This window comes from Tistrella mobilis, from assembly GCF_041468085.1.
Taxonomy (GTDB): domain Bacteria; phylum Pseudomonadota; class Alphaproteobacteria; order Tistrellales; family Tistrellaceae; genus Tistrella; species Tistrella mobilis_A.
The window spans coordinates 4,433,494-4,453,861 of record NZ_CP121017.1 but is presented as its reverse complement, the minus strand read 5'-3'; the positions used below and the strand labels follow the sequence as shown (position 1 = coordinate 4,453,861).

The 20,368-nt window shown below is 69.6% G+C and carries 21 protein-coding genes; 11 read left to right on the top strand and 10 right to left on the bottom strand.

Annotated elements, in window-relative coordinates; genetic code table 11:
* Positions 1-307 precede the first annotated feature (307 nt).
* The 3 genes from P7L68_RS25645 (at position 308) to P7L68_RS25635 (ending at position 2,875) form a co-directional block, all read left to right on the top strand.
* Positions 308-1,270: a DMT family transporter gene (locus P7L68_RS25645; protein WP_372002632.1), complete on the top strand. Its 963-nt coding sequence runs from the start codon at positions 308-310 to the stop codon at positions 1,268-1,270.
* On the top strand, positions 1,267-1,893 hold the full coding sequence (locus P7L68_RS25640; protein WP_372002631.1) for a hypothetical protein: 627 nt from the start codon (positions 1,267-1,269) through the stop codon (positions 1,891-1,893). The genes P7L68_RS25645 and P7L68_RS25640 overlap by 4 nt, the downstream gene beginning before the upstream one ends.
* A gap of 217 nt (positions 1,894-2,110) precedes the next feature.
* Positions 2,111-2,875 carry an SDR family NAD(P)-dependent oxidoreductase gene (locus P7L68_RS25635; protein WP_372002630.1) on the top strand — a complete coding sequence of 255 codons (765 nt, stop codon included), beginning with the start codon at positions 2,111-2,113 and terminating at the stop codon, positions 2,873-2,875.
* 96 nt (positions 2,876-2,971) lie between these two features.
* On the opposite strand, the gene P7L68_RS25630 is transcribed toward P7L68_RS25635, so the two are convergent.
* Entirely contained in the window at positions 2,972-3,280 is a 309-nt protein-coding gene (locus P7L68_RS25630; RefSeq protein ID WP_372002629.1) for a 4a-hydroxytetrahydrobiopterin dehydratase, read from the bottom strand.
* A gap of 127 nt (positions 3,281-3,407) precedes the next feature.
* On the opposite strand from P7L68_RS25630, the gene P7L68_RS25625 reads away from it, so the two are divergent.
* Positions 3,408-3,845 carry a metallopeptidase family protein gene (locus P7L68_RS25625; RefSeq protein ID WP_014746680.1) on the top strand — a complete coding sequence of 146 codons (438 nt, stop codon included), beginning with the start codon at positions 3,408-3,410 and terminating at the stop codon, positions 3,843-3,845.
* Positions 3,846-3,873: 28 nt separating this feature from the next.
* On the opposite strand, the gene P7L68_RS25620 is transcribed toward P7L68_RS25625, so the two are convergent.
* On the bottom strand, positions 3,874-4,299 hold the full coding sequence (locus tag P7L68_RS25620; RefSeq protein ID WP_372002628.1) for an acyl-CoA thioesterase: 426 nt from the start codon (positions 4,297-4,299) through the stop codon (positions 3,874-3,876).
* Positions 4,300-4,519: 220 nt separating this feature from the next.
* On the opposite strand from P7L68_RS25620, the gene P7L68_RS25615 reads away from it, so the two are divergent.
* From P7L68_RS25615 to P7L68_RS25605, 3 genes are all read left to right on the top strand, one after another.
* Positions 4,520-5,635 carry an ISAs1 family transposase gene (locus tag P7L68_RS25615; RefSeq protein ID WP_372006792.1) on the top strand — a complete coding sequence of 372 codons (1,116 nt, stop codon included), beginning with the start codon at positions 4,520-4,522 and terminating at the stop codon, positions 5,633-5,635.
* Positions 5,590-6,387: a hypothetical protein gene (locus tag P7L68_RS25610; RefSeq protein WP_372002627.1), complete on the top strand. Its 798-nt coding sequence runs from the start codon at positions 5,590-5,592 to the stop codon at positions 6,385-6,387. The genes P7L68_RS25615 and P7L68_RS25610 overlap by 46 nt, the downstream gene beginning before the upstream one ends.
* Positions 6,388-6,451: 64 nt before the next feature.
* A complete protein-coding gene (locus P7L68_RS25605) occupies positions 6,452-7,867 on the top strand; it encodes a hypothetical protein (protein WP_372002626.1) in 1,416 nt (471 codons plus the stop codon).
* Positions 7,868-7,975: 108 nt separating this feature from the next.
* Here the strand turns inward: P7L68_RS25605 and fumC are convergent, their stop codons facing one another.
* From fumC to hemC, 5 genes are all read right to left on the bottom strand, one after another.
* Positions 7,976-9,382 (bottom strand): class II fumarate hydratase, encoded by a 1,407-nt coding sequence (gene fumC / locus P7L68_RS25600; RefSeq protein ID WP_296714991.1) that lies wholly within the window; start codon positions 9,380-9,382, stop codon positions 7,976-7,978.
* 171 nt (positions 9,383-9,553) lie between these two features.
* Positions 9,554-10,951, bottom strand: coding sequence for a heme biosynthesis protein HemY (locus P7L68_RS25595; RefSeq protein ID WP_372002625.1), 1,398 nt, complete (start codon positions 10,949-10,951; stop codon positions 9,554-9,556).
* The gene (locus tag P7L68_RS25590) at positions 10,948-12,423 is read right to left on the bottom strand and encodes a COG4223 family protein (protein WP_372002624.1); all 1,476 of its coding nucleotides are present in this window, start codon (positions 12,421-12,423) and stop codon (positions 10,948-10,950) included. The genes P7L68_RS25595 and P7L68_RS25590 overlap by 4 nt, the downstream gene beginning before the upstream one ends.
* A gap of 119 nt (positions 12,424-12,542) precedes the next feature.
* On the bottom strand, positions 12,543-13,304 hold the full coding sequence (locus P7L68_RS25585) for a uroporphyrinogen-III synthase (RefSeq protein ID WP_372002623.1): 762 nt from the start codon (positions 13,302-13,304) through the stop codon (positions 12,543-12,545).
* Between the two features lie 61 nt (positions 13,305-13,365).
* On the bottom strand, positions 13,366-14,355 hold the full coding sequence (gene hemC, locus P7L68_RS25580; RefSeq protein ID WP_372002622.1) for a hydroxymethylbilane synthase: 990 nt from the start codon (positions 14,353-14,355) through the stop codon (positions 13,366-13,368).
* Positions 14,356-14,460: 105 nt separating this feature from the next.
* On the opposite strand from hemC, the gene tsaD reads away from it, so the two are divergent.
* Positions 14,461-15,618, top strand: coding sequence for a tRNA (adenosine(37)-N6)-threonylcarbamoyltransferase complex transferase subunit TsaD (gene tsaD, locus P7L68_RS25575; RefSeq protein ID WP_372002621.1), 1,158 nt, complete (start codon positions 14,461-14,463; stop codon positions 15,616-15,618).
* A 188-nt stretch (positions 15,619-15,806) separates the two neighbouring features.
* Here the strand turns inward: tsaD and P7L68_RS25570 are convergent, their stop codons facing one another.
* The 3 genes from P7L68_RS25570 to P7L68_RS25560 all read right to left on the bottom strand — a co-directional run bounded on the left by P7L68_RS25570 (position 15,807) and on the right by P7L68_RS25560 (position 19,023).
* Positions 15,807-16,970, bottom strand: coding sequence for an oxygenase MpaB family protein (locus P7L68_RS25570; protein ID WP_372002620.1), 1,164 nt, complete (start codon positions 16,968-16,970; stop codon positions 15,807-15,809).
* 117 nt (positions 16,971-17,087) lie between these two features.
* Positions 17,088-17,927, bottom strand: a complete 840-nt coding sequence (locus tag P7L68_RS25565) for a TSUP family transporter (protein WP_372002619.1) — start codon at positions 17,925-17,927, stop codon at positions 17,088-17,090.
* A gap of 112 nt (positions 17,928-18,039) precedes the next feature.
* Entirely contained in the window at positions 18,040-19,023 is a 984-nt protein-coding gene (locus P7L68_RS25560; protein ID WP_372002618.1) for an NAD(P)H-binding protein, read from the bottom strand.
* A 258-nt stretch (positions 19,024-19,281) separates the two neighbouring features.
* Here P7L68_RS25560 and P7L68_RS25555 point away from each other — a divergent pair, with 258 nt between their 5' ends.
* From P7L68_RS25555 to P7L68_RS25545, 3 genes are read left to right on the top strand one after another with little or no spacing between them, the layout of a single operon-like run.
* On the top strand, positions 19,282-19,566 hold the full coding sequence (locus tag P7L68_RS25555; RefSeq protein WP_372002617.1) for a YciI family protein: 285 nt from the start codon (positions 19,282-19,284) through the stop codon (positions 19,564-19,566).
* Positions 19,567-19,587: 21 nt separating this feature from the next.
* Complete coding sequence (locus tag P7L68_RS25550) at positions 19,588-20,007, top strand: EVE domain-containing protein (protein WP_372002616.1); 420 nt, start codon at positions 19,588-19,590, stop codon at positions 20,005-20,007.
* 1 nt (position 20,008) lies between these two features.
* On the top strand, positions 20,009-20,368 hold the full coding sequence (locus tag P7L68_RS25545; RefSeq protein WP_372002615.1) for a Rieske (2Fe-2S) protein: 360 nt from the start codon (positions 20,009-20,011) through the stop codon (positions 20,366-20,368).

Below are 20,368 nucleotides of genomic sequence, written 5' to 3'. Positions count from 1 at the left end.
CATACCGCCTTTTCTCGCGAGGGTTTCCCCCCGATGATACCCCCGGTCCCCGTTTGATAAGCGGCGGGGCCGATGCTGTCAATGAGCGCCGCCCCGGCCGGCGACGAAACCGCCGGTATCGGGCAAGTGCTTGCGCCGCAGCGCTTTGAAGACACCGCCGGCCGCATCGCGGGTGATATCCGTACGACGTTCGTCCCGCCTGCATTCCGGCCATGCGCGGGCGGGTGCCCGCAGACCATTGGCATCGCGGCCGATCGGGGGTCTATTGTCTCGTCACCCGCCGCGATCCGCCCGTCAGGTTCCCCAGATGCCCGTCCGTCCTGTCCCGTCCGCCCCGGTCGATCCGGGCCGCGCCCTGATTCTGGGCGGGCTCTGGATGACCGCCGCCTGCGGCATGCTGGCCCTGCTTGCGGCCGAGATCCGCATGGCGGCCCAGCATGTCCACCCGCTGGAGGTGGTGTTCTTCCGCAACCTGTTCGGCGTGGTGCTGATGGTGCCCATGCTGCGCCGACTGCCGCTGCCCTATAATTTCCGGCGGCGCTGGACGCTGTTCGGGCTGCGCGGGCTGACCAGCTTCCTGGCGATGTCCACCTGGTTCTTTGCGGTGGCGACCATCCCGCTTGCCGATGCGGTGGCACTGAACTTCACCCTGCCGCTCTTCGCCACGCTGCTTGCCGTCATCGCCCTCGGCGAGACGGTGCGGGCCCGGCGCTGGACGGCACTGGCGGTGGGGTTCGCCGGCACGCTGGTGGTGCTGCGCCCCGGCTTCACCGAAGTGTCGGCCGGCACCATCGCAGCCCTTGCCTCGGCGCTGTTCATGGCCTCGTCGGCGATCTCCATCCGGCGCATGGCCGCCCATGACGGACCGGCCGTGATCACGTTCTGGTCCAACATCGTGATGACGCCGATCTCATTCATTCCCGCCGCCTTCGTCTGGAGCTGGCCGGGCTGGGAGGGATGGGCATGGCTGCTGCTGGTGGGGGCAACCGCGATCGTCGCACAGATCTTCCTGTCCCGCGCCTACGCCGCCGCTCCCACCTCGGCGGTGATGCCCTTCGACTTCACCCGCCTGCCTTTCGCGGTGCTGATCGGCCTTGCCTTCTTCGATGAGGTACCGGACCCCTGGACCTTGGTCGGCGCAACCGTCATCATCGGCTCTGCCGTGTACATCACCCGCCGCGAAGCGCGCCTGGCCGGCCGCCCCACGGCAGCCGTCACCACCCCTGCCGCCACTGCCGACCGTTCAGAAACCACGCCCGAGGACAAATGACCGACCGTGAGATGAGCCGCCCCGCCCTCGCCACCATTCTCGCCGTCAATCAGCGCGAGGCGGTGGAGCGCGTGGAAGCCGGCGACGGCCGGCCGCTCTGGCGGCTGATCTGGTTCGGCGCATCGCGCATCGGCATGGGCGATGCCGGGCTCGAAGCCCTGCAGGATGCGCTGGGCGAGGATTTCCCGGACTTCCTTGCCGAAGTCGATCGCGGGGAGGAAGAGGGCGAACGGGTGCTGGAGCTGGACCTGCCCGGCGACGGCCCGGAGGACGAGCGCGCCGCCCGCGCGATCGCGGTCGCGGCCAATCCGAGCGCGATCGTGTTCTCGGGCGTGTTCGAGGGTGCGCCCTCAGCCGGCGGCACCTCGCGGCCGATGATCCAGCACGAGGATGACGAGGGCGCGGAACTGATCGCGGGCGACGGTGCCCGCTGGCTGGCCGTGGTCGCCGTCGACCGCAGCCGCGGCCGCCTGGCCTTAAGCCGGGTGGTGGAACGCGGCGGGCGCCCGACCGTGGTGCCCCCCACCAGCGAAGACGACCTCGACGCCTTTCACGATCTGATCGACTGGCTGGCCGGCTGGGCCGGCTGGACGCCGGTCGGCACCCGCACCCTCGACTCCTGACCACCGACCTCACGCTGCGCGATGGCTTCGGCCCTGATCCGGCAACCGGACGCCCGCCAGTGGCGCGACCCGGCCGTCGCGGGCTGACCCGCGGGTCGGCCGGGCTTGACCCCTGCCGCTGAATGGCGGATCAATTCCCGGCGATGGGGGAGAATTCCGGAGGTCGCCGCCCCGCGCCCCGGCCCCGCAGCGACAGCGATCGAGGAGACCAGGACCCATGCAGATCAACGGTGTTGCCGCAGTCGTGACCGGTGGTGCCTCCGGCCTGGGCGCCGGCACGGCCCGGGCGCTCGCCGCCGCCGGCGCCAAGGTGACCGTCGTCGACCTGAACGAGCAGGCGATCGAAGAGCTGGCGCGCGAGATCGGCGGCCTGGCGATCAAGCTGGACGTGACCGACCCGACCGCAGCCGAGGCCGCGTTCGAGACGGCCGCCGCAGCCCATGGACCGGTTCGCATTCTGGTCAACTGCGCCGGTATCGCGCCCGCCTTCAAGGTGCTGGGCAAGGACGGCCCGGCCTCGCTCGACGCCTTCTCGAAGGTGGTGAACGTCAACCTGATCGGCACCTTCAACATGATCCGCCTTGCCGCCGCCCAGATGGCGAAGGCCGATCCGGTCACCCAGGATGGCGAGCGCGGCGTGATCATCAACACCGCCTCGATCGCGGCCTTCGAAGGCCAGGTCGGCCAGTCGGCCTATTCGGCGTCGAAGGGCGGCGTTGTCGGCCTGCTGCTGCCGGTGGCGCGTGAGCTGGCCCAGCACGGCATCCGCATGTGCACCATCGCCCCGGGCATCTTCGGCACGCCGATGCTGTTCGGGCTGCCGCAGCAGGTTCAGGACAGCCTGGGTGCCAGCGTGCCCTTCCCCTCGCGGCTCGGCCGGCCCGAGGAGTATGCCGCGCTTGCCCGCCACATCGTCGAGAACAGCATGCTGAACGGCGAGGTCATCCGCCTGGACGGCGCCATCCGCATGTCGGCGCGCTGAGCCGGAAGCCGGATCCGGACAGGAAGACAGCTACGGAAAGGGCCGCGTCTCCGCAAAGGGACGCGGCCCTTTTTCCTGCCGTGACCGGCCGGCCGTTCAGTCGGCCAATCCGCTGCCGGCTGCTGCCTCCTCAATCACCCGCGCAAGCTTCGCATCGCGTGCCGACAGGCCGTCGGCATCATGGGTGGTCAGCAGGATCGTGACCCGGTTGTAAACATTCGACCATTCGGGGTGATGATCCTGGCCGTCTGCCGCTATGGCAACCCGGGTCATGAAGCCGAAGGCGGCCTTGAAATCGGTGAAGCGGAAGGTCTTCTCGATCGCGTCACGGCCCTCCACCTCGCTCCAGCCGGGGAGCGAGGCAAGAAGTTCGGCGCGGGCGGCGGGGTCGAGCTTTTCGACCATGGCGAGGCTCCCCATATCGCGTCCACGGGCCTCTGGCGCCCGCGGATCCCTGATCACCAGAAGGGCCCGCAGGCGCAGGGCCTGTCAACCCGAGAGACGTGACATCCGGAATGGAGGCGCAAGCCAGATGACCGCTGCCGAGGACGATCCGGCTCGCCGCTATGGCAATCTCGTGGCCCCCGGCCTTGACGTGTTCGACGCAATCGCCGACCAGGCCTTCGGCAGCCTGCCGGCCGCCTTCCGCGAGGCGATCGGCCCGGTCGCCATCCGGGTGGAAGATTTTCCCGATGACGAGACCCTGGCAGAGATGGGCATCGAGGATCCCTTCGGCCTGCTCGGCCTCTATCGCGGCGTGCCGCTGACCGAGCGGTCACTGACGCAGCCGCAGGCCTGGCCGGATATGGTCTTTCTCTATCGCCGCCCGCTGCTCGATGCCTGGGCAGAGACCGAGGGCGAGGCCGCCGGCTCAACACTCTACGAGCTGATCCGTCACGTATTGATCCACGAGATCGGCCATCACTACGGCTTCTCCGACGAGGATATGGAGCGGATCGAGGCGGATTGACCACCCCGCCCCGATCCGCCCGCAGGTCTCAGGCCGCCGTCCAGCCCATGCGCTCCAGGAACCAGCCGGGCACCGGCGCCGAGCGGCCGGCCTGCATATCGGTGTAGACCCAGATGATCTCGCCGGTGGAGAGCAGCGCATCCTCTCCCTTGGGATGGATTTCGATCGCGAAGGTCACGCTCGACCGGCCGGCCGCGCCGATCCGCACACAGACATCGATCTCGTCATCGAAGCGGATCGGCCGTTTGTACTCGACCGTCGCCTTGACCAGATGAAAGTCGAACGTGTCCGGGGAGAAGTGGTCGTTGTATCCGATCTCGCGTGAGCGCAGGAATTCCGTGATCGCCGTATCGAAATAGGTGAGATAATGCGCATTGAATACAACGCGCTGGCCGTCCACTTCTGAATAGCGGATACGGAAGGGGAAGTGGAAATCGAAATCCGAACGGGCCATGGGGGAGGGCGTCTCCTGGGTGCGGGCGCCTCGCGGGATGTGGGCGCCTCTCTTTGATCTGCCGCCGCCCAAGCGGGCCGGGGCATGCGTTGTCTATCCTAGACGGGCCGGCATCGGCCGGCCAGATCCTGTAGTGCCGCGGCAGGGGAATCGCATTTGAAAATCCCGGGTAGCGGAATGGTCAGAGATGGATTCTTTATTCGGTTCCAAGGAGGAACCGATGCCATCTCTGATCACCATCCTGCGCCAGGTGCCCGACCCGCGCACGGGTAACGCGAGACGCCATGAGCTTCTGGACCTCCTGGTGATCGCGCTGACGGCTTCGATCTGCGGCTGCGAGAGCTGCGTCGATTTTGCCGACTTCGCAGAGGACCGCGAGGAGCTCTTCCGGGAGTTTCTCAGCCTTCCCAACGGCTTGCCAAGCCATGACACGTTCTCGCGGCTGTTCCGCCTGATCGATCCCGCAGCGTTGTCGGCGTGCTTCTCACAGTTCCTCGACGATCTCGGAGCCGATGGTCCCGGCGTAATCGCCATTGATGGCAAAACGCTCCGGCGTTCGTTTGACCGGGCTGCGGGTAAGAGCGCGCTGCACGTGGTGAGCGCCTTTGCCGGCGAGGCCGGGCTGGTGCTCGGCCAGGCGGCGGTTCCAGAGGGCGGCAACGAGATCACCGCCGCCCGCGCCCTCCTCGCCATCATCGATCTGAAGGGCATGCTCGTCACCGCTGACGCGATCCACTGCCAGGGCGAGACGGCGCGCCTCGTGCTGGAGCGCGGCGGCGACTACCTCTTCGCGCTGAAGAAAAACCGCCCCGCCACCCTTGCCGACGTCGAGACCTGGTTCGCCGATCCGGCGACGGCGCCGGCCGAGACGCTGCAAACCACCGACGCAGACCACGGCCGTCTGGAGATCCGTCGGCACGAGGTGGTTCATGACGTCGACTGGCTGTTCCCGGAAAAGCGGGACCCCGACCGGCCTGCCATGCCGGCGCTCGCCACCATCGCCCGGGTCGTCGCCACCGTCGAGCGGGACGGAAAGACAAGCACATCTACCCGCTATTACCTCTCCTCCGCCCGCTTGTCCGCCGCCGCCTTCGCCAAGGCCGTCCGCGGCCACTGGGCCATCGAGAACGGCCTGCACTGGGTTCTCGACACCACCTTCCGCGAGGACGAGGCCCGCGCTCGCAAGGACCACGGCCCGGAAAACCTCGCCATCATCCGAAAACTCGCCCTCAACGTCCTCAAAACTGCCAGGCCAACCATCTCCATCCGTCGCAAGCGAAAGCGATCCGGATGGTCCGACGCATTCGCCCGATCCGTCATCGGGCAAATGCGATAGCCCTGCCCCCGCGGGCGGATGCCGGACGCCGCGGCCTGAAGGCGCAGCAATATCAGTGCGCCGGCATAGACCGGGGCGGAGAGCAGCGCTGTAGCGGCGCCCAGCAGATGCGGGTCGTGGTCGAGCAGGGCGGCCGTGACCTGGGTTCCGATGGCGAGTGCGCCCCAGGGCACCAGCAACTGGCTCAACAGCGACAGCACCGCGACCCGGATCGGCGGCAGCCCTTCAAGGCGGAGCAGGGCGGCCGTCACCACGGCACCGACGCCGAAGCCGGTGGCGCTTTCGGCGAAGGGGCCGATCAGCATGCAGGCGGTGAAGATGCGGCGATAGCGCGCCGGATCGGCGGCGACCGTGCGCTCCCCGCCAAGGGCGGCGGCAGGCGAGGCCACGGCATCGAAAACCAGCCCGGCGAGGATGACCGATACGGCCGTCCAGGCGATCCAGCCGGCGCGGAGCCCGGCATCGATCAGGGAGGCGACATCCACCCCGCTGCCGAGCGCGATCAGCACCGCCACCCCGGCACCGGCGAGACCCGCTTCCAGGGAACTGCGTCGCAGTGCCAGCAGGACCATGGCGAGCAGAACCGGCAGCGGAGCGAGCAACAGGGCGGGGGCAGAGGGCGACATCAGCGTTCCGGTTGCAAAGGAAAGGGCCCGCGCATCACAGCCGATCATCCCCCATTGCGGCAACTGATTACGAATCAGTGGGGCCAGGAATCGCGGGCCATGATATTGCCACGGGGGCGGGCTTGACCTGCCATGGTCCCCGTGGCCGACTGTCGGTCGACCGCATCTGCCAGACGGATATGTCCTGCCCATGATCTTGCGCCCATCTGCCCGCCGGCTTGCGGTTCTGGCCATGCTGTTGCCTGCGGGGGGCTGTGCGCCGCTGCTGCAGCCGCTGGTGCCGCCCCGTTACGGATTGATGGCCGAGTGGCAGTCTCCGGTGCGGATCGACTGGCCGGCGCTGCAGCGCCAGCCGTCGCGCTTCGTGGTTCAGCCGTATGGCATCTACGACCGGGCAATTGCCGATTACGGCGACCTTTATGGCGCCGTGCCCCGGGGACAGGTGCGTCTGCAGCGCCTGGCATCGGAAAGCCGGTCTGCCCTGCTCACCCCCGATGCGTCTGCGCCCGAGCCCGAAACCGCTGCCGTTGCCGGGACGGGGACCGCGAGCGGGCAGAGCACGGTGGCCGGCAAGGGGGCCCCGACGCAGCCCGCCACCGTGCCGGTAAGGGCTGCGGATCCGCGCCTGGCCGGGCTGGACCTGTCAGCCCCCGATGAAGACGGGGCACCGGCTGCCGTCGATCCGGCAGGCAGTCAGGCGTTTTCGGTGGTGAACGGCTTTCTCAACGGGCCCGGACGGAATGGCGGCAGCCGCAGCTCCGTGCCGGCTGCCTCGCCGGTGGATAACGGGGGCGGAGCGGACCAGCCGGACGGTCCAGATGGGCCACCGGATCCTGTTACTGCGCTTGAGGAGGCGCTTCCGCTCTATTTCCAGCGCTTCGCCTACACGGTCGGCGGCGGCGGCAGTCTCGATGTGGCGTTGAATGACGGCCCGCGCGCGCGGCTGGACTGGGTGCGGGCGGAAACGGCGAACGCGCATTGCGTCCTGTTTACGACCAGCCTGCCCGACCAGTCACTGATCGATGCCGCGGCCGAAGCCGATACGGCGAAAACAACACCGGCCCCGGCACGGGGCCGGCGCTCGCCGGAGCCCGATGCGCCGCCGGTCGTCGATACCGCGATCGGCGAGATCGACGGCGACACCGGCATCGGTGCGGTGTTTGCCGGGATCGGGCGCTGGTTCGACAGCCAGGCTGACGAGCGGCCGGAAGCCGCCGAGCCCCCCGCCCCGAAGGCCGTGCCGGCGGAACCCGCCGATCAGGCGCCGGCCAAAGCCGAAGCGCCTGCCGAGGAGCAGGGGGATCCCGTGGGCGCCTTCTTCTCGCGGCTGTTCGGAGGGGATGAGGCCGCGGAGCCCGAGGCGATGCCTGAACCCGAACCGGAGGCCCAAGCCGAACCGGAGGCCCAACCCGAGGCAAGGCCCGCAGCCGGACCTCAGCCGCAGGCTGCACCGCAGTCCGAACCGGTCTCCGCGCCTGCCAAGCCGGCGCCGCTGCCGGCCAACCTCAGCTCCATCCGCCTCGACGGCCATATCTGCGTGCCGCTGGACGAGCCGCTCGATCAGGCGCGGATCGTTGACCTGCTCAATCGCATCCGGGTGAAATGACCCGCAGATTCAAAGACTGAAAAACACGGACGGGCGGCACCGGAGATCCGATGCCGCCCGTGGCGTTTCCTCCCGCCTGCCGACGGGGTCGTTCCGCTGCGTGATGGCTCAGGCGCTGGGGCCGATCATCAGCTTCGGGTCGACATAGCGGTCGAACTCGTCCTCGGTGAGCAGGCCGAGCTTGACCACCGCTTCTTTGAGGCTGGTGCCTTCCTTATGGGCGGTCTTGGCCGCCTTGGCGGCGTTGTCATAGCCGATATACGGGTTCAGCGCCGTCACCAGCATCAGCGAGTTGCGCATCAGCTCGTCGATGCGGCGGGTGTTCGCCTCGATGCCGACCACGCAGTTGTCGGCGAAGCTGACCGCGGCGTCGCCCAGCAGGCGGATCGACTGCAGGACGTTGTAGATGATCACCGGCTTGAAGACGTTCAGTTCGAAATGGCCGTTCGAGCCAGCGACCGTCACCGTCACATGGTTGCCCATCACCTGGGCGGCGACCATGGTCAGCGCCTCGCACTGGGTGGGGTTCACCTTGCCCGGCATGATCGACGAGCCGGGCTCGTTCTCGGGCAGCAGCAGCTCGCCCAGGCCCGAGCGCGGGCCCGAGCCCAGGAAGCGGATGTCGTTGGCGATCTTCATCACGCTGGCGGCGAGCACGTTCAGCGCGCCCGACAGCTCGACCAGCGCGTCATTGGCAGCCAGCGCCTCGAATTTGTTCGGCGCCGTGATGAAGGGCAGGCCGGTAATCTTCGCCACCTCGTCGGCGAAGGCTTCGGCGAAGCCGATCTTGGCGTTGAGGCCGGTACCGACGGCGGTGCCGCCCTGGGCCAGCTCGTAGACGCGGGCGAGGGACGATTCGACGCGGGCGATGCCGTATTCGATCTGGCGGGCATAGCCGCCGAATTCCTGGCCGAGGGTCAGCGGCGTCGCATCCTGGGTGTGGGTACGGCCGATCTTGATGATCTCGGCAAAGGCCTCGGCCTTGTCGGCCAGGGCCTTGTGCAGGTGGCGCAGGCTCGGGATCAGATGGCCGGTCGCTTCCACCGCGGCCGCGATGTGCATCACGGTCGGGAAGGTGTCGTTCGACGACTGGCCGCAGTTCACGTGGTCATTCGGATGAACCGGGCTCTTCGAGCCGATCTCGCCGCCGAGCATCTCGATCGCGCGGTTCGAGATCACCTCGTTGGCGTTCATGTTGGTCTGGGTGCCCGAACCGGTCTGCCAGACCACCAGCGGGAAGTGATCGTCGAGCTTGCCGTCGGCGACCTCGCGGGCCGCGGCGACGATGGCCTCGCCGACCTTCGCGTCCAGCGCGCCCAGGGCCATGTTCACCCGTGCCGCGGCCAGCTTCTGCACGCCCAGCGCGCGCACCAGCGGCACCGGCATCTTCTCGCCGCCGATCTTGAAGTTCTGCAGCGACCGCTGGGTCTGGGCACCCCAGTAGCGGTCGGCTGGCACGTCGAGCGACCCCATCGTGTCCTTCTCGACGCGCGTCTTCGGCGTGGTCTCGGTCATCGCGTCCTAGGCTCCATCGGCAAGTGGTCCGCGGGAGGGCCGGACATGGCACGGCCGCCCGCGTCCGGGCTTATCCATCCGCCCGGTATATGCGCCCCTCGCGGCGCCCGCGTCAAACATTCCGGGGGGTTGACCGACCTTGGTCGTATCGTTGCCGCCTCGGGACCATGCTCAGGCGGCGGCGGGTGGCCGCCCGGGGGCGGCGGGATCCATCGGCGGGGTGGCTGCGGCGCTGCTGGCCACCGGTGCCGGCCCGGTGGTCGCGGGCACGGCGGCGGGCACCGTGGCCGGCCGGCTCCAGCTGATGGTGTCGAAGCTGCCGCAGTTGCCGCAGACGGCGTGCCAGCGGGTGTGCACCGTGTTGCAGCGACCGCAGATCCAGCCCGGTGCCGGGCGGGCATCGGCCGCACGGTGCCAGGCCTGAGCGGCGGACTGCCAGTCGCCATCGGCTTCTGCGGCACGTGCCGCGATGCGTTCTGCACGGGTATCGCGATCGGCGACGGCGATCTTGTTGGCGGAATCACGGGCAACGCCCAGGATGCCGGCCTCAAGCGCCGTTTCGGCCACCAGCAGCCGGCTTTCGGCCTGGGTGGGGGCGATCTGGGCCAGATCGCGGGCGCGCTGCACCCGTTCGGTGGGGGTGGTGTTGCCACCAAGCAGGGTGACGTAAAGCCGCCCCAGCTCAGGGTGGGCCGCGGCGCCCCAGTTCTGTTCGATCAGCTTGCGGGCCACCGGCAGCTTGCCGGCCGCAATGGCGACCTCGACCTGTGTGATCGCCGCCTCGGGCCGGCCCGGAGCCAGTTTGACGGCGGTGCGTGCACGGGTGGTGGCGTCGTCGTGGTGGCCGGCGACGCTATCTGCGCGGGCGCGCTCGATCTCCAGCGCCGATTGCCGACGCCGGCTTTCCTCGCGGTCCAGATGCTTGTGCCGTTCAAGCGCGGTCAGTGCGGCTTCGGCTTCGGCCCAGTCGCCGTCGGCTAGCTTCACCTCGAACACGGTCTCCAGCGCCCAGCGTGTGCCGGGTCGCTTCGCCAGCGCCTCGCGGGCGCGAGCCACTGCCGCGGCACCGTCGCCCTGGCGGCGGGCCATCACCGCCAGTCCACGCAGGCCGAGTTCAGCGGTTTCCTCGTGCTCCAGCATGCGGGTCCAGCGGCGCTCGGCCTCGGCCGGATCTTCGGCCAGCTGTGCTGACTGCGCGGCGAGCATGTCGGCGAGCGGCTGGGCGTCGAGCAGCCGCTCGGCCCGAGCCGACAGCTTACGGGCATCGCGGGCATCGCCGGCAGCCACAGCGGCAAGACCGCGGGTCATGGCTTCCAGCCCCCGACGGCGGCGGCGCTCGGTACGGCGACGCATGAAGCTCTTCGGGCCGGTGACCAGGCCTGAGAGCAGGCGAACCACGATTGCGAGTGCCGCCAGTGCCACGACCAGCACCGCAAGCGCCACCGCAAAGCTGGTCTCGACGCGCCAGCCAAGCCAGTCGACCGAGAAGCTGCCGGGATGGTCGGCGATCCAGGCGCCGCCCAGGCTGAGGGCAATGATGACCAGGACGAGCAGGATGACGCGGATCATTGGGCAGCCTCACCAGCATTCCGGGAACCGGCCTCGCCGGCGGCGGGCACGACGGCAGTCTCGCGTGCGCCGGCCTCGAAGCGCGCGGCCACGGCATCGCCGAGGGTCGCTGCGGCCTTCTCGACCGCTAGCCTGGCCTTTGCGGCCTCCGTCCAGGCGGCGGCACGTTCGGCGGCGGCGGGCGGCAGGTCTTCGGCACGGGCAACGGCACCGGCGAGATCGCCTGCCTTCAGCCGCCGTTCGATGGCGGCGACGGTCAGGTCGGCATCGCCTTCAGGCGCGCCGGCGGCCGGCGCGGCCTGCTCCTGCCCCGTGCGACGTACGGTCACCAGACCGCGCAGCTCGGCGAGCACCCCGCCCACTACGTCGCCCTCGGCGGGCTTGGTCTCTGCGGCCTGCAGGATGGTCGGCACCAGAGCCTGGAAGCGTGCGATCAACTCGTCACGGGTCGGCACGCCTTCGGCCGCATGCGGCGCCAGCTGTCCGACGGCATCGGTGATCTCGCCATCGCCGCGGCCCAGGGCGCGGATTGCCCCCAGAGGGCCTTCGAAACTGCGGCCCGCATCCAGCGCATCCGCGAGCTGGGCATCGGCCAGCGCCAGCGCGGTCAGGCGCATGGCATCCGCGGTCGGGGTATCCGCCAGCCGGTTTTCGGCGATTGCCGCACGGTCCGAAAGGTTGCGGGCCGCACCTTCGACATTGGCCAGCCGGTTTTCCAACGGGCCGATCCGCGCCACGGTCTCGTTGGTGCGCGACAGCTCCGCTTCCAGCTTCGACACGGTTTCGGTCAGGGCTTCAAGCCGGGCGACCGCGTCCTCAAGGGCGCCGATGCGCTCCCCCAGCCGGTCCTCTTCCAGGCTGCCGAGGCCATTCTCGACGGTGCCCAGCCGGCGCTCGATCTCGGCGGTGTCGGGCGGCCCCTGATCGAGCCGCTGCTCCAGCGCTGCCATCCGGTCCGAAAGGGCTGGTTCGACGGTGGTTGGGGCGGCGCCCAGCATGGTCCGGACCCTGTCGGGGGCCGCGGTGACCACCACGCCGCCCACCACAACCAGCACCAGCGCCAGGACAGAGACGCCCAGGGCGGCACGGCCGACCCGGTCGCGCGGCTGGGCGCGATGGTCGGTCGGGGTGATGATGCGGGCAGCCGGCGTGGCGTCGTCGGCTGCCGGTGCAGCCTTGGGTTTTGCAGGCTCCGCCCCCGGGGTGTCGGCCTTCGGTGCGTCTGCCTTCGAAGGGGCAGCCTTTGCAGGCTCTGGCTTCGGTGCCCCGGCCTTGCCGGCGGCATTCGCACCTCCGGCAGGTGAGGACGTGGCGTCGTCGGCGCCGGTCCGGGCAGCAGGCTTCGGCTCCGCAGGCGTCGATACCGCCTCCGTCGGGGCGGTGGCGCCTTCGGTTTCGGCCGCGGCAGCGTCGGGCCGACCGGCCTCAGGGCCGGTCTTCTTCCCGGAGGGCGGCGTCCGGCTTTCGGTCATCGGGCGGTCTCCGTCTGGTCGGCTTGCACCCTTTGTCGCCGATCGGGCACCCATAGGCAAGCCGCGAGGGCCCGGCCGCGTTCCCGCCAGACGCGTCGTGCGCGGTTTTTACGGGGGAGTCAGCCCTCCTGCGCGGGGCCCTGCGAATTGGCGCTCTGCGCGTTGGGACCGGCCTGATCGAGCAGTGCCAGCATGGCGTCCCCGGCCGGTTCGGCTGCAATCAGCACCCGCCGCCAGGGCAGGCCGGCCGCCATTTCAGCCACGGCCGGGCTCAGGCAAAGCGCATCAATGCGACAGAAGGACGCGCCGATGCCCAGGCGCCCGATCTCGTCGAGGAACAGACGGGCGGTCCGGGGCGAGAACAGCATCACCACCGGCAGCTGGCCCTGGGCCAGCCCCTCTGCCACCGGCGGCGGCAGTTCGCCGATCGCGGCGGCATCGTAGCCGACCCGGCGTTCGACGGTGAAACCCAGCGCACCCAGCTGCTCCCCCAACCGGCCGGTGACCACGCTGCCGGCGATATGGGCGAGCGGGCCGTCCGCAGGCTTGTAGGAATTGGCGCAAAGTTCGGCCAGCCGGTCGGCATCACCGCCGGCCACGTCGATACGGGTGAAGCCGGCGCGCTTGGCAGCCTCGGCCGTGGCGCGGCCGACGGTGGCCAGCTTCAGGTCACGACGATCAGTCGCCCGCGCCAGTGCCCGGGCGCCATTGGCGCTGGTCAGCAGCACACGCTGCGCCCGGTCCAGCACCCGCTCCAGATCCGGAATCGGCCGGTAACGGACGGTCATCAAGGGCGCGATCACCGCCTGATGCCCCAGGCGATGCAACTTTTCCGCGAGCGTCTGTGCGTCGTCTATCGGACGTGTCACCAGGATGCGCATGGCGGGGCGGGCTCCGATCTCGGGCGGAAGGGCAGGCGATGATGCGGTCGGGAGGGGCGGGTCAGTTGGTGCCGGGGACCCATTGGCCGGTAACCCCGGCGGCCCAGCGGGCGATGTCCTCTCCCGCACGCTCCCGCAGGGCTATGCCCACGCGGTGGCCCAGAGCCGTGGCGGCAGCACGGTCTTCGGCGCCGATCTCCGCAGCGCCTGCCTCTTCCAGCAGCGTCCGGCCGTCCGGGCTTGCGACCCGGCCGGTCAGGGCCAGCCGGCCGGCGGGGTCGCGACTGGCGAGAGCTGCGATCGGTGTGCGGCAGGAGCCGTCGAGGACGGCGAGCAGCGCCCGTTCGGCGATCACCGCCAGTGCGGTTTCGCCGTCGTCGAGCGCGCCCACCCAGGCATTGGTGCGATCATCACCGCTGCGGGTCTCAACGCCGATGGCGCCCTGGGCCACCGCCGGCAGCATCACCGCCGGATCGATCGGGCTGCGGTCGACCTCGGTCAGCTGCAGCCGGTTAAGCCCCGCCATGGCGAGCAGGGTGGCGTCGATCCGCCCCTCGCGCAGGCGCGACAGCCGGGTCTGAACATTGCCGCGGAGCGGCACGACCGTCAGGTCGGGGCGGGCGGCGAGCAGCTGGGCCTGACGGCGCAGGCTGGCGGTGCCGATCACGGCCCCGGCCGGCAGGTCGTCGAGGCTGCGGGCCTTGAGCGACAGGAAGGCGTCGCGCGGATCCTCGCGCGGCAGCAGGGCGGTGATCGCCAGCCCTTCGGGCAGCTCGGTCGGCATGTCCTTCATGGAATGGACCGCAAGATCGATGGCGCCGGTGATCAGCGCCTCCTCGATCTCTTTGGTGAACAGGCCCTTGCCGCCCAGCTCGACCAGGGTCCGATCCTGAACCTGATCGCCGGTGGTACGGATGATGACGATCTCGACCGCGCCGGCTGCGGCGAGGGCCGGATCGAGTGCAGCCAGCCGTCCGCGAACCTCGTTCGCCTGTGCGAGGGCGAGCGGGCTGCCACGGGTGCCGATGCGGAGGAGCGGATGCGTGACCATGATGGCCCTGTGTTAGTGCCTGACGTGCGCTTTGGGAAGTGGTAATCGGCGGCCTGAGCCGCTACCTCTTGCCGCGGTCCCACCCGCGAACCGGAACCCTGCCCGATGACCGCGTCCGCCGCCAGCCTTTCTGATCCCGCCGCTGCCGAACGTCCCCGCATCTGTCTCGGTATCGAGACCAGCTGCGACGAGACGGCGGCCGCTGTGGTGGTGTCCGATCCGGCCGCGCAGCCGGGGCAGGGGCGGCCGCTTGGCACCATCCGCGCCCATCTGGTGCTCTCTCAGATCGCCGAGCATCAGGGTTTCGGCGGCGTGGTGCCCGAGATCGCGGCACGCGCTCATATCGACCATCTTGACCGGCTGGTTGCGGCCACGCTGGACGAAGCGAAGCTGGGCCTGGGCGATCTGGATGCGATCGCGGTCACCTCGGGGCCGGGGTTGATCGGCGGTGTGATGGTCGGGCTGATGACCGCCAAGGGGCTGGCGCTGGGCGCGGGCGTGCCGCTGCTCGGCATCAATCATCTGGAGGCGCATGCGCTGACCGCCCGCCTCACCCATGGCGTCGCCTTTCCCTTCCTGCTGCTGCTGGTCTCGGGCGGCCATTGCCTGATCGCCGAAGTTACCGGCCTCGGGCAGTATCGCCGTCTGGGCGCCACCATCGATGACGCAGTGGGTGAAGCCTTCGACAAGACCGCCCGTCTGCTGGGTCTCGGCTATCCCGGCGGGCCGGCGGTCGAAGTGGCCGCCCGCGACGGCGATCCCGCCCGTTTTGCCTTTCCGCGGCCGATGATCGGCCGGCCGGATTGCGACTTCTCGTTTTCGGGCCTCAAGACCGCGGTCCGTCAGGAGGCGGAGCGGATCCGGGTGCTGAGCCGGCAGGACGTCGCCGATCTGGCGGCGAGCTTTCAGGCCGCGGTGTCCGACAGCGTCGCCGACCGGGTCGGCCGCGCGGCCAAGGCATTCGTCGCCATCCATGGCCGCGGCCATGCGCTGGTCGTGGCCGGCGGCGTTGCCGCCAACACCGCACTGCGCACCCGGCTGACCGATGTCGCCGCCCGGCGCGGCCTGCATCTGATCGCCCCCCCCGTCAGGCTGTGTACGGACAACGGCGCGATGATTGCCTGGGCAGGTCTGGAGCATCTGGCAGCCGGCGGCGATCTGCCCGCCGGAGACGGCCTTGCTCTGATCCCCCGCGCCCGCTGGCCGCTCGACCCCGATGCCGGGCAGACCGTGGCTGGTGGGCGGGGGCGGCATCGGGGCTGATCCGGCCGTGGGTTCGGATATCCGCAAGGAGTTCGACCGGGCGCCCGGGGATGTCCCCATCGAGCAGAATTGTCTGTGGGAAGGGGCGGTCTCCGGTCGGGATGTGCGTGCCCTGTCCAGGGCTGGCCGACAGGCTCGGCCCCGGCCGACGGGGCGTCGGCGCCGGTGCAGGCGGCTCGGCCCCGTCCTCAGGCGGGCAACTCATCCTCTGCCGTGGCCTTGGGAAGGTCGCTCTCCAGCCCCTCGAAAGAGAGATCGAGCAGCTGGGTGAACTGGCCGGCACGGCGGCGGCGGTCATAGAAACCGATATGCCGGCGCAGCAGCAGATCGGCCCGGTTGCGCAGCCGGATCGCGGTCAGGGTATCCATGCCGCGGGTTTCGGGGAAGTGCAGGGCGGTTGCGAGATCGCCACCGATCAACCCGCGCGAGATGCCGTAGAGCTGCCGTACCAGCTTGCGGCGCAAATCGGGGTCATCGACCCCGGCGGCCATCGGGGCGGAATTGATCAGCCCGTTGGCGAGCACGATGCCTTCGATCTCGGGCGGCGGTTCCATCATCCGGCCGATCCGGAACAGCTGCTGGGCCTCGATTTCATGGCGCGGCAGCAGCTCGGCCGGCACACCGGCCAGATGGCCGGCCATGCGCCAGATCATCATGAAGGCGCGGCGTTCTTCGGGGAACAGCTCCACACCCAGCACCCGGGCGCGCTCCAGAAGCCGGCCCGACAGCGCGGCATTCATGAAGGCGATATGGGCGGCACTGAGCGGCGTACCCCAGTCTGCATGGTTCCAGTCGGGAGAGCGGGCGGTCAGGAGGCGCAGACGGGCATGCATGAGCCGGATGCGCAGCGCCATCTTCCAGCCTTCGCCGAACGTGCCGAGCCCGCCCGGCAGGAAAATTTCGGACAGCAGCTGGTTGTTCTGGCGGAAGCGCCGGCCGGCCTGATCCCCCAGCCGGCCGCTGGTGATGAAGGCCTTGGCGATCAGGGTCGAATAGGCTTCGACCAGCGAGCCCGCGACGAAGGCCGCGAGAAACATGCGTGAATTGCCGTGAAAGGCCCTGCAGCCGGGCAGGGTCCGGCTCTGGGTGAACCAGTAGGGCACGTCCGTGGCATGCGCGAAGAGGTCGCGAAGCGCCTCTGGCGCGTCGTCCAGCCCGGCCAGACCTTCGTCCAATCCGATCCGGATCCACGCGCGTTGTCGCGCGGTGGCGGCAGCCGCCACCGCCGCATCGGCGAGCGGGTCGCCCAGGCTCAGATGGCGGGCATAGCGCTCCGCCAGCCCGGCATCGACAAGCCGGGCCCGGTCGAAGCCGTCCCGGAAGGCGGCGGGTATGTCCAAGACCTGGGTCATGTGGTGACAGAGGCTCCCGTGACCTGCGGGCTGGATCGCGCTGCGGAATCTTAGGCGCAGCCGGCCCGCCGGGTCCAGGGGCGCAAAGCCCTGCCGGTCATGAACGTATCCGGCGGATCACTCTGGGGCGGAGATTTCTACCGTCGCGGCCGGTGGCGGCGGTGCCGCATCGGCCCGATATTCGGTCCAGGCAAGACGAGCTGAGAGTGCCAGGCAGGTGCAGACCAGCAGCGGTTTCACGATCCGGGTACCGCGGGCGATCACCAGGGCGGCGCCGATGCGGGCACCGATGACTGCGCCCGTGGCCATCACCGCGCCCAACATCCAGTCGATATGGCCGCCCAGTGCGAAGACGGCGAGCGCCGAGAGATTGCTGGTCAGGTTGAGCAGCTTGGTCTCGGCCACGGCCCGGCGCATGCCGCGCCCGTCGAGGGCGACCAGCGCCAGCATGAAGAAGGACCCGGTCCCGGGCCCGAAGAAGCCGTCATAGAAGCCGATCAGCGGCGCCACGATCCAGCCGGTGACCCAGCCCGGCACGCGGGACTCGGCATCGAGGTCGCCCACCCGTGGCGAGAGCAGGAAATAGGCGGCCATCACACCCAACAGCACCGGCAGGATGCGGCCCAGTGCCGAGGGATCGATCGCTTGCACGGCAAGCGAGCCCAGTGCCGCGCCGGCCAGCACGGTCAGCATCCGCGGCACCACCTCGCGCACCCGTACCTGGCCCGAGCGGACATAGGTGATCGCCGCCATGGCCGTGCCCATCGAGGACTGGACCTTATTGGTGGCGATCGCGGTGGCCGGGGCGACACCGGCTGCAAGCATGGCGGGCAGGGTGATCAGTCCGCCGCCGCCGGCGATGGCGTCGATGGCCGCAGCCACGACCGCGGCTGCGAACAGGGCCAGCAGCAGCTCCGGGCCGACGGGATGGGTGAGGAAGGCCGACAGGATGTCCATGACGTGCAGAAGCCGGGGTGGGGGCTGAGGGGCCTCCGGGTGTACGCTCCGCCCGCCTGCCGGTCACCCGAATTTCCTTCGCGCCCGACGCAGGGCCGCCCTGCATCCTCCGTCAGCCGTCGCCGGTGCGGGCATCATTCATATGGGCGGCCATGGTGGCCGCAATCGCCCGCTCGGGCGCCGTCGGCCGGAAATCGGGCACCAGCACCTGAAGGCGGTTGCCGGTGAGCACGACCGGATCGTCGAACAGATAGCGCAGTTCCAGCAGCTCGCGGGCGACCGGATCGGTGAGGGCGGCCATGCGCAACAGCCACCAGGGCAGGCGCTTCGGGCCAAGCTGCGGTCGGCCGGCCGCAGCTGCCGCCATCTCCATGAAGCGGCGCTGCGTTTCGAACGTCTGGGCCGCCAGATGGACGTGCTCCACCGGCGCGAGGCGTTCCGGGGCTTCGAGCAGGTCGGCGGCGAGCCGCGCAAGGTCGGGCACGAAGCACCACTGGTGCGGCAGGTCGAGCGGCCCGGGCCAGCGCGGCGCCTGCCCCTTCGCCAGCCGGGCGAAGATCATATCGGTCAGCCCGTTGCGCACGGTCGGGCCGTAGAAATCGCCGGCGCGCAGGATCAGCACCGGCGCCGCCCCTTCGTGGCCGAGCGTTTCGATGGCGCCCTCAAGATCGGCGCGCAACCTCCCCTTCACCGTATCGGGGCGGCGTTCGGCTTCTTCGTGCAGCGGCCGGGCATCCTGGCGGCCGAAGGCATAGACATTGCCGGGGAAGACCAGGCGGGCACCGCTGGCCCGGGCGCCCCCGACTGCGGCGGCGGTGATCCGGCGCATCGCCGGGTCCCATTGCGGATAGGGCAGGTTCACGGCATGGACGATCGCATCCATGCCCTGCGCGGCATGGGCGACGAGCGCCGGATCACGGGCGTCGCCGACCACGATATCGGCGTCTTCCGGCAGGCCCAGCCGGCCGAGCCGGGCCGGATCGCGGACCAGAAGCCGCAGGTACCAGCCGCGCCGGCCCAGCTCCTGCGCCATCGCGCCGCCGAACCCGCCCGCCGCCCCAAGGATCAGGGCCTGCCTGTTGCCGCTGTCGACCATGCGCGTCTCCCGCTCCGGACCGATATCGCCAAAGGTAGGGGGCGCGGGGCCGGTCTGCCAATGTCATGATGTGTGAAGGACAACCGACGGCAACCATGGCGCGTTCCGCGAGCCACCGCTCCGGGGAGGGAGAGGGTGGAGGCCCCTCGTGGAACGCGCTCCCGGGCGGTCGCGGCCGTCCCGGACTTGCCGCAGAGGACGTCATCGGCGCAGAATGGCGACGCCCGAACCATCCTGCTGCCGAGGAGTAAGGCCCCCATGCTGTTCGCCATCATCTGTATCGACAAGCCCGGCCACGAGGCCGTTCGTCTTGAGAACCGCCCCGACCATGTGGCCTTCCTCAAGGAAGAGGGCGAACAGGTGGTACTGGCCGGACCTTTCCTCTCCGACGACGGCGCCACGATGATCGGTAGCCTTCTGATCTATGATGCCGAGACGCTGGACGAGGCGAAGGACTTCGCCGCCGGCGATCCTTACGCGAAGGCCGGGCTGTTCGAAAGCGTCACGATCCGTCCGTGGCGCAAGGTTTTCGACAATCGCTGATCGGCCAGGAGACGCGACGCGATGGCCCGCTGGTTGGTCAAATCGGAACCGTTCAAGTATTCCTGGGACCGGATGGTCGCCGATGGCCGTACCCATTGGGACGGCGTGCGCAATCATCAGGCCTCGGCCAATCTGAAGGCTATGAAGATCGGCGATCGTGCCTTTTTCTATCATTCGAACGAGGGCAAGGAGATCGTGGGCGTGGTCGAGATCGTCCGCGAATATTATCCGGACCCGTCGGATGAAAAGGGCCGTTTCGGCATGGTCGATGTGGCACCGGTGACGGCGGTCGGGCGGCCGGTGACCCTGGCGGAGATCAAGGCCGATCCGGCGCTGGAAGGCATTGCGCTGGTCCGCCAGTCCCGGCTGTCGGTGATGCCGGTGTCGGACGAGCACTGGGATCATATCTGCCGCCTGGCCGGCATCGAGCCCGGTGTCTGAGATGCAGGATGGCGGGGACCGCCGGTTGCGGCTTTGTCCGGCGGCCGAGGTGCCGGAAGGTGGCGGCCGGGGCTTCGTGTTCGGGCGCATGCCCGAGGAATTCCGGGTCTTCGTGATCCGCTGGCAGGGGGAGCTTCGGGCGTATGAAAATGCCTGTCCCCATGCCGGCGTCTCGCTGGACTGGACGCCCGACCGGTTCTTCGACCGGACGGGAGAGTTGCTGATCTGCGCGCTGCATGGCGCGCGGTTCCGTCCCGATGACGGGCTCTGTATCGCCGGCCCCTGCAGGGGGCTGCGGCTTCCGGCACTGGCGCTGGAGTGCGACGGGGACGGGGTGCTTCATGCGGTGCGGCCTGACTGA

What these genes read in the sequence shown, in the direction of transcription:
- P7L68_RS25560 (WP_372002618.1), bottom strand. Translation starts at nt 19,023, where the DNA reads ATGGTCGACAGCGGCAACAGGCAGGCCCTGATCCTTGGGGCGGCGGGC.
- tsaD (WP_372002621.1), top strand. Translation starts at nt 14,461, where the DNA reads ATGACCGCGTCCGCCGCCAGCCTTTCTGATCCCGCCGCTGCCGAACGT.
- P7L68_RS25620 (WP_372002628.1), bottom strand. Translation starts at nt 4,299, where the DNA reads ATGGCCCGTTCGGATTTCGATTTCCACTTCCCCTTCCGTATCCGCTAT.
- P7L68_RS25565 (WP_372002619.1), bottom strand. Translation starts at nt 17,927, where the DNA reads ATGGACATCCTGTCGGCCTTCCTCACCCATCCCGTCGGCCCGGAGCTG.
- P7L68_RS25635 (WP_372002630.1), top strand. Translation starts at nt 2,111, where the DNA reads ATGCAGATCAACGGTGTTGCCGCAGTCGTGACCGGTGGTGCCTCCGGC.
- P7L68_RS25605 (WP_372002626.1), top strand. Translation starts at nt 6,452, where the DNA reads ATGATCTTGCGCCCATCTGCCCGCCGGCTTGCGGTTCTGGCCATGCTG.
- P7L68_RS25630 (WP_372002629.1), bottom strand. Translation starts at nt 3,280, where the DNA reads ATGGTCGAAAAGCTCGACCCCGCCGCCCGCGCCGAACTTCTTGCCTCG.
- P7L68_RS25645 (WP_372002632.1), top strand. Translation starts at nt 308, where the DNA reads ATGCCCGTCCGTCCTGTCCCGTCCGCCCCGGTCGATCCGGGCCGCGCC.
- P7L68_RS25545 (WP_372002615.1), top strand. Translation starts at nt 20,009, where the DNA reads ATGCAGGATGGCGGGGACCGCCGGTTGCGGCTTTGTCCGGCGGCCGAG.
- P7L68_RS25595 (WP_372002625.1), bottom strand. Translation starts at nt 10,951, where the DNA reads ATGATCCGCGTCATCCTGCTCGTCCTGGTCATCATTGCCCTCAGCCTG.
- fumC (WP_296714991.1), bottom strand. Translation starts at nt 9,382, where the DNA reads ATGACCGAGACCACGCCGAAGACGCGCGTCGAGAAGGACACGATGGGG.
- P7L68_RS25640 (WP_372002631.1), top strand. Translation starts at nt 1,267, where the DNA reads ATGACCGACCGTGAGATGAGCCGCCCCGCCCTCGCCACCATTCTCGCC.
- P7L68_RS25610 (WP_372002627.1), top strand. Translation starts at nt 5,590, where the DNA reads ATGGTCCGACGCATTCGCCCGATCCGTCATCGGGCAAATGCGATAGCC.
- P7L68_RS25590 (WP_372002624.1), bottom strand. Translation starts at nt 12,423, where the DNA reads ATGACCGAAAGCCGGACGCCGCCCTCCGGGAAGAAGACCGGCCCTGAG.
- hemC (WP_372002622.1), bottom strand. Translation starts at nt 14,355, where the DNA reads ATGGTCACGCATCCGCTCCTCCGCATCGGCACCCGTGGCAGCCCGCTC.
- P7L68_RS25585 (WP_372002623.1), bottom strand. Translation starts at nt 13,304, where the DNA reads ATGCGCATCCTGGTGACACGTCCGATAGACGACGCACAGACGCTCGCG.
- P7L68_RS25570 (WP_372002620.1), bottom strand. Translation starts at nt 16,970, where the DNA reads ATGACCCAGGTCTTGGACATACCCGCCGCCTTCCGGGACGGCTTCGAC.
- P7L68_RS25555 (WP_372002617.1), top strand. Translation starts at nt 19,282, where the DNA reads ATGCTGTTCGCCATCATCTGTATCGACAAGCCCGGCCACGAGGCCGTT.
- P7L68_RS25550 (WP_372002616.1), top strand. Translation starts at nt 19,588, where the DNA reads ATGGCCCGCTGGTTGGTCAAATCGGAACCGTTCAAGTATTCCTGGGAC.
- P7L68_RS25625 (WP_014746680.1), top strand. Translation starts at nt 3,408, where the DNA reads ATGACCGCTGCCGAGGACGATCCGGCTCGCCGCTATGGCAATCTCGTG.
- P7L68_RS25615 (WP_372006792.1), top strand. Translation starts at nt 4,520, where the DNA reads ATGCCATCTCTGATCACCATCCTGCGCCAGGTGCCCGACCCGCGCACG.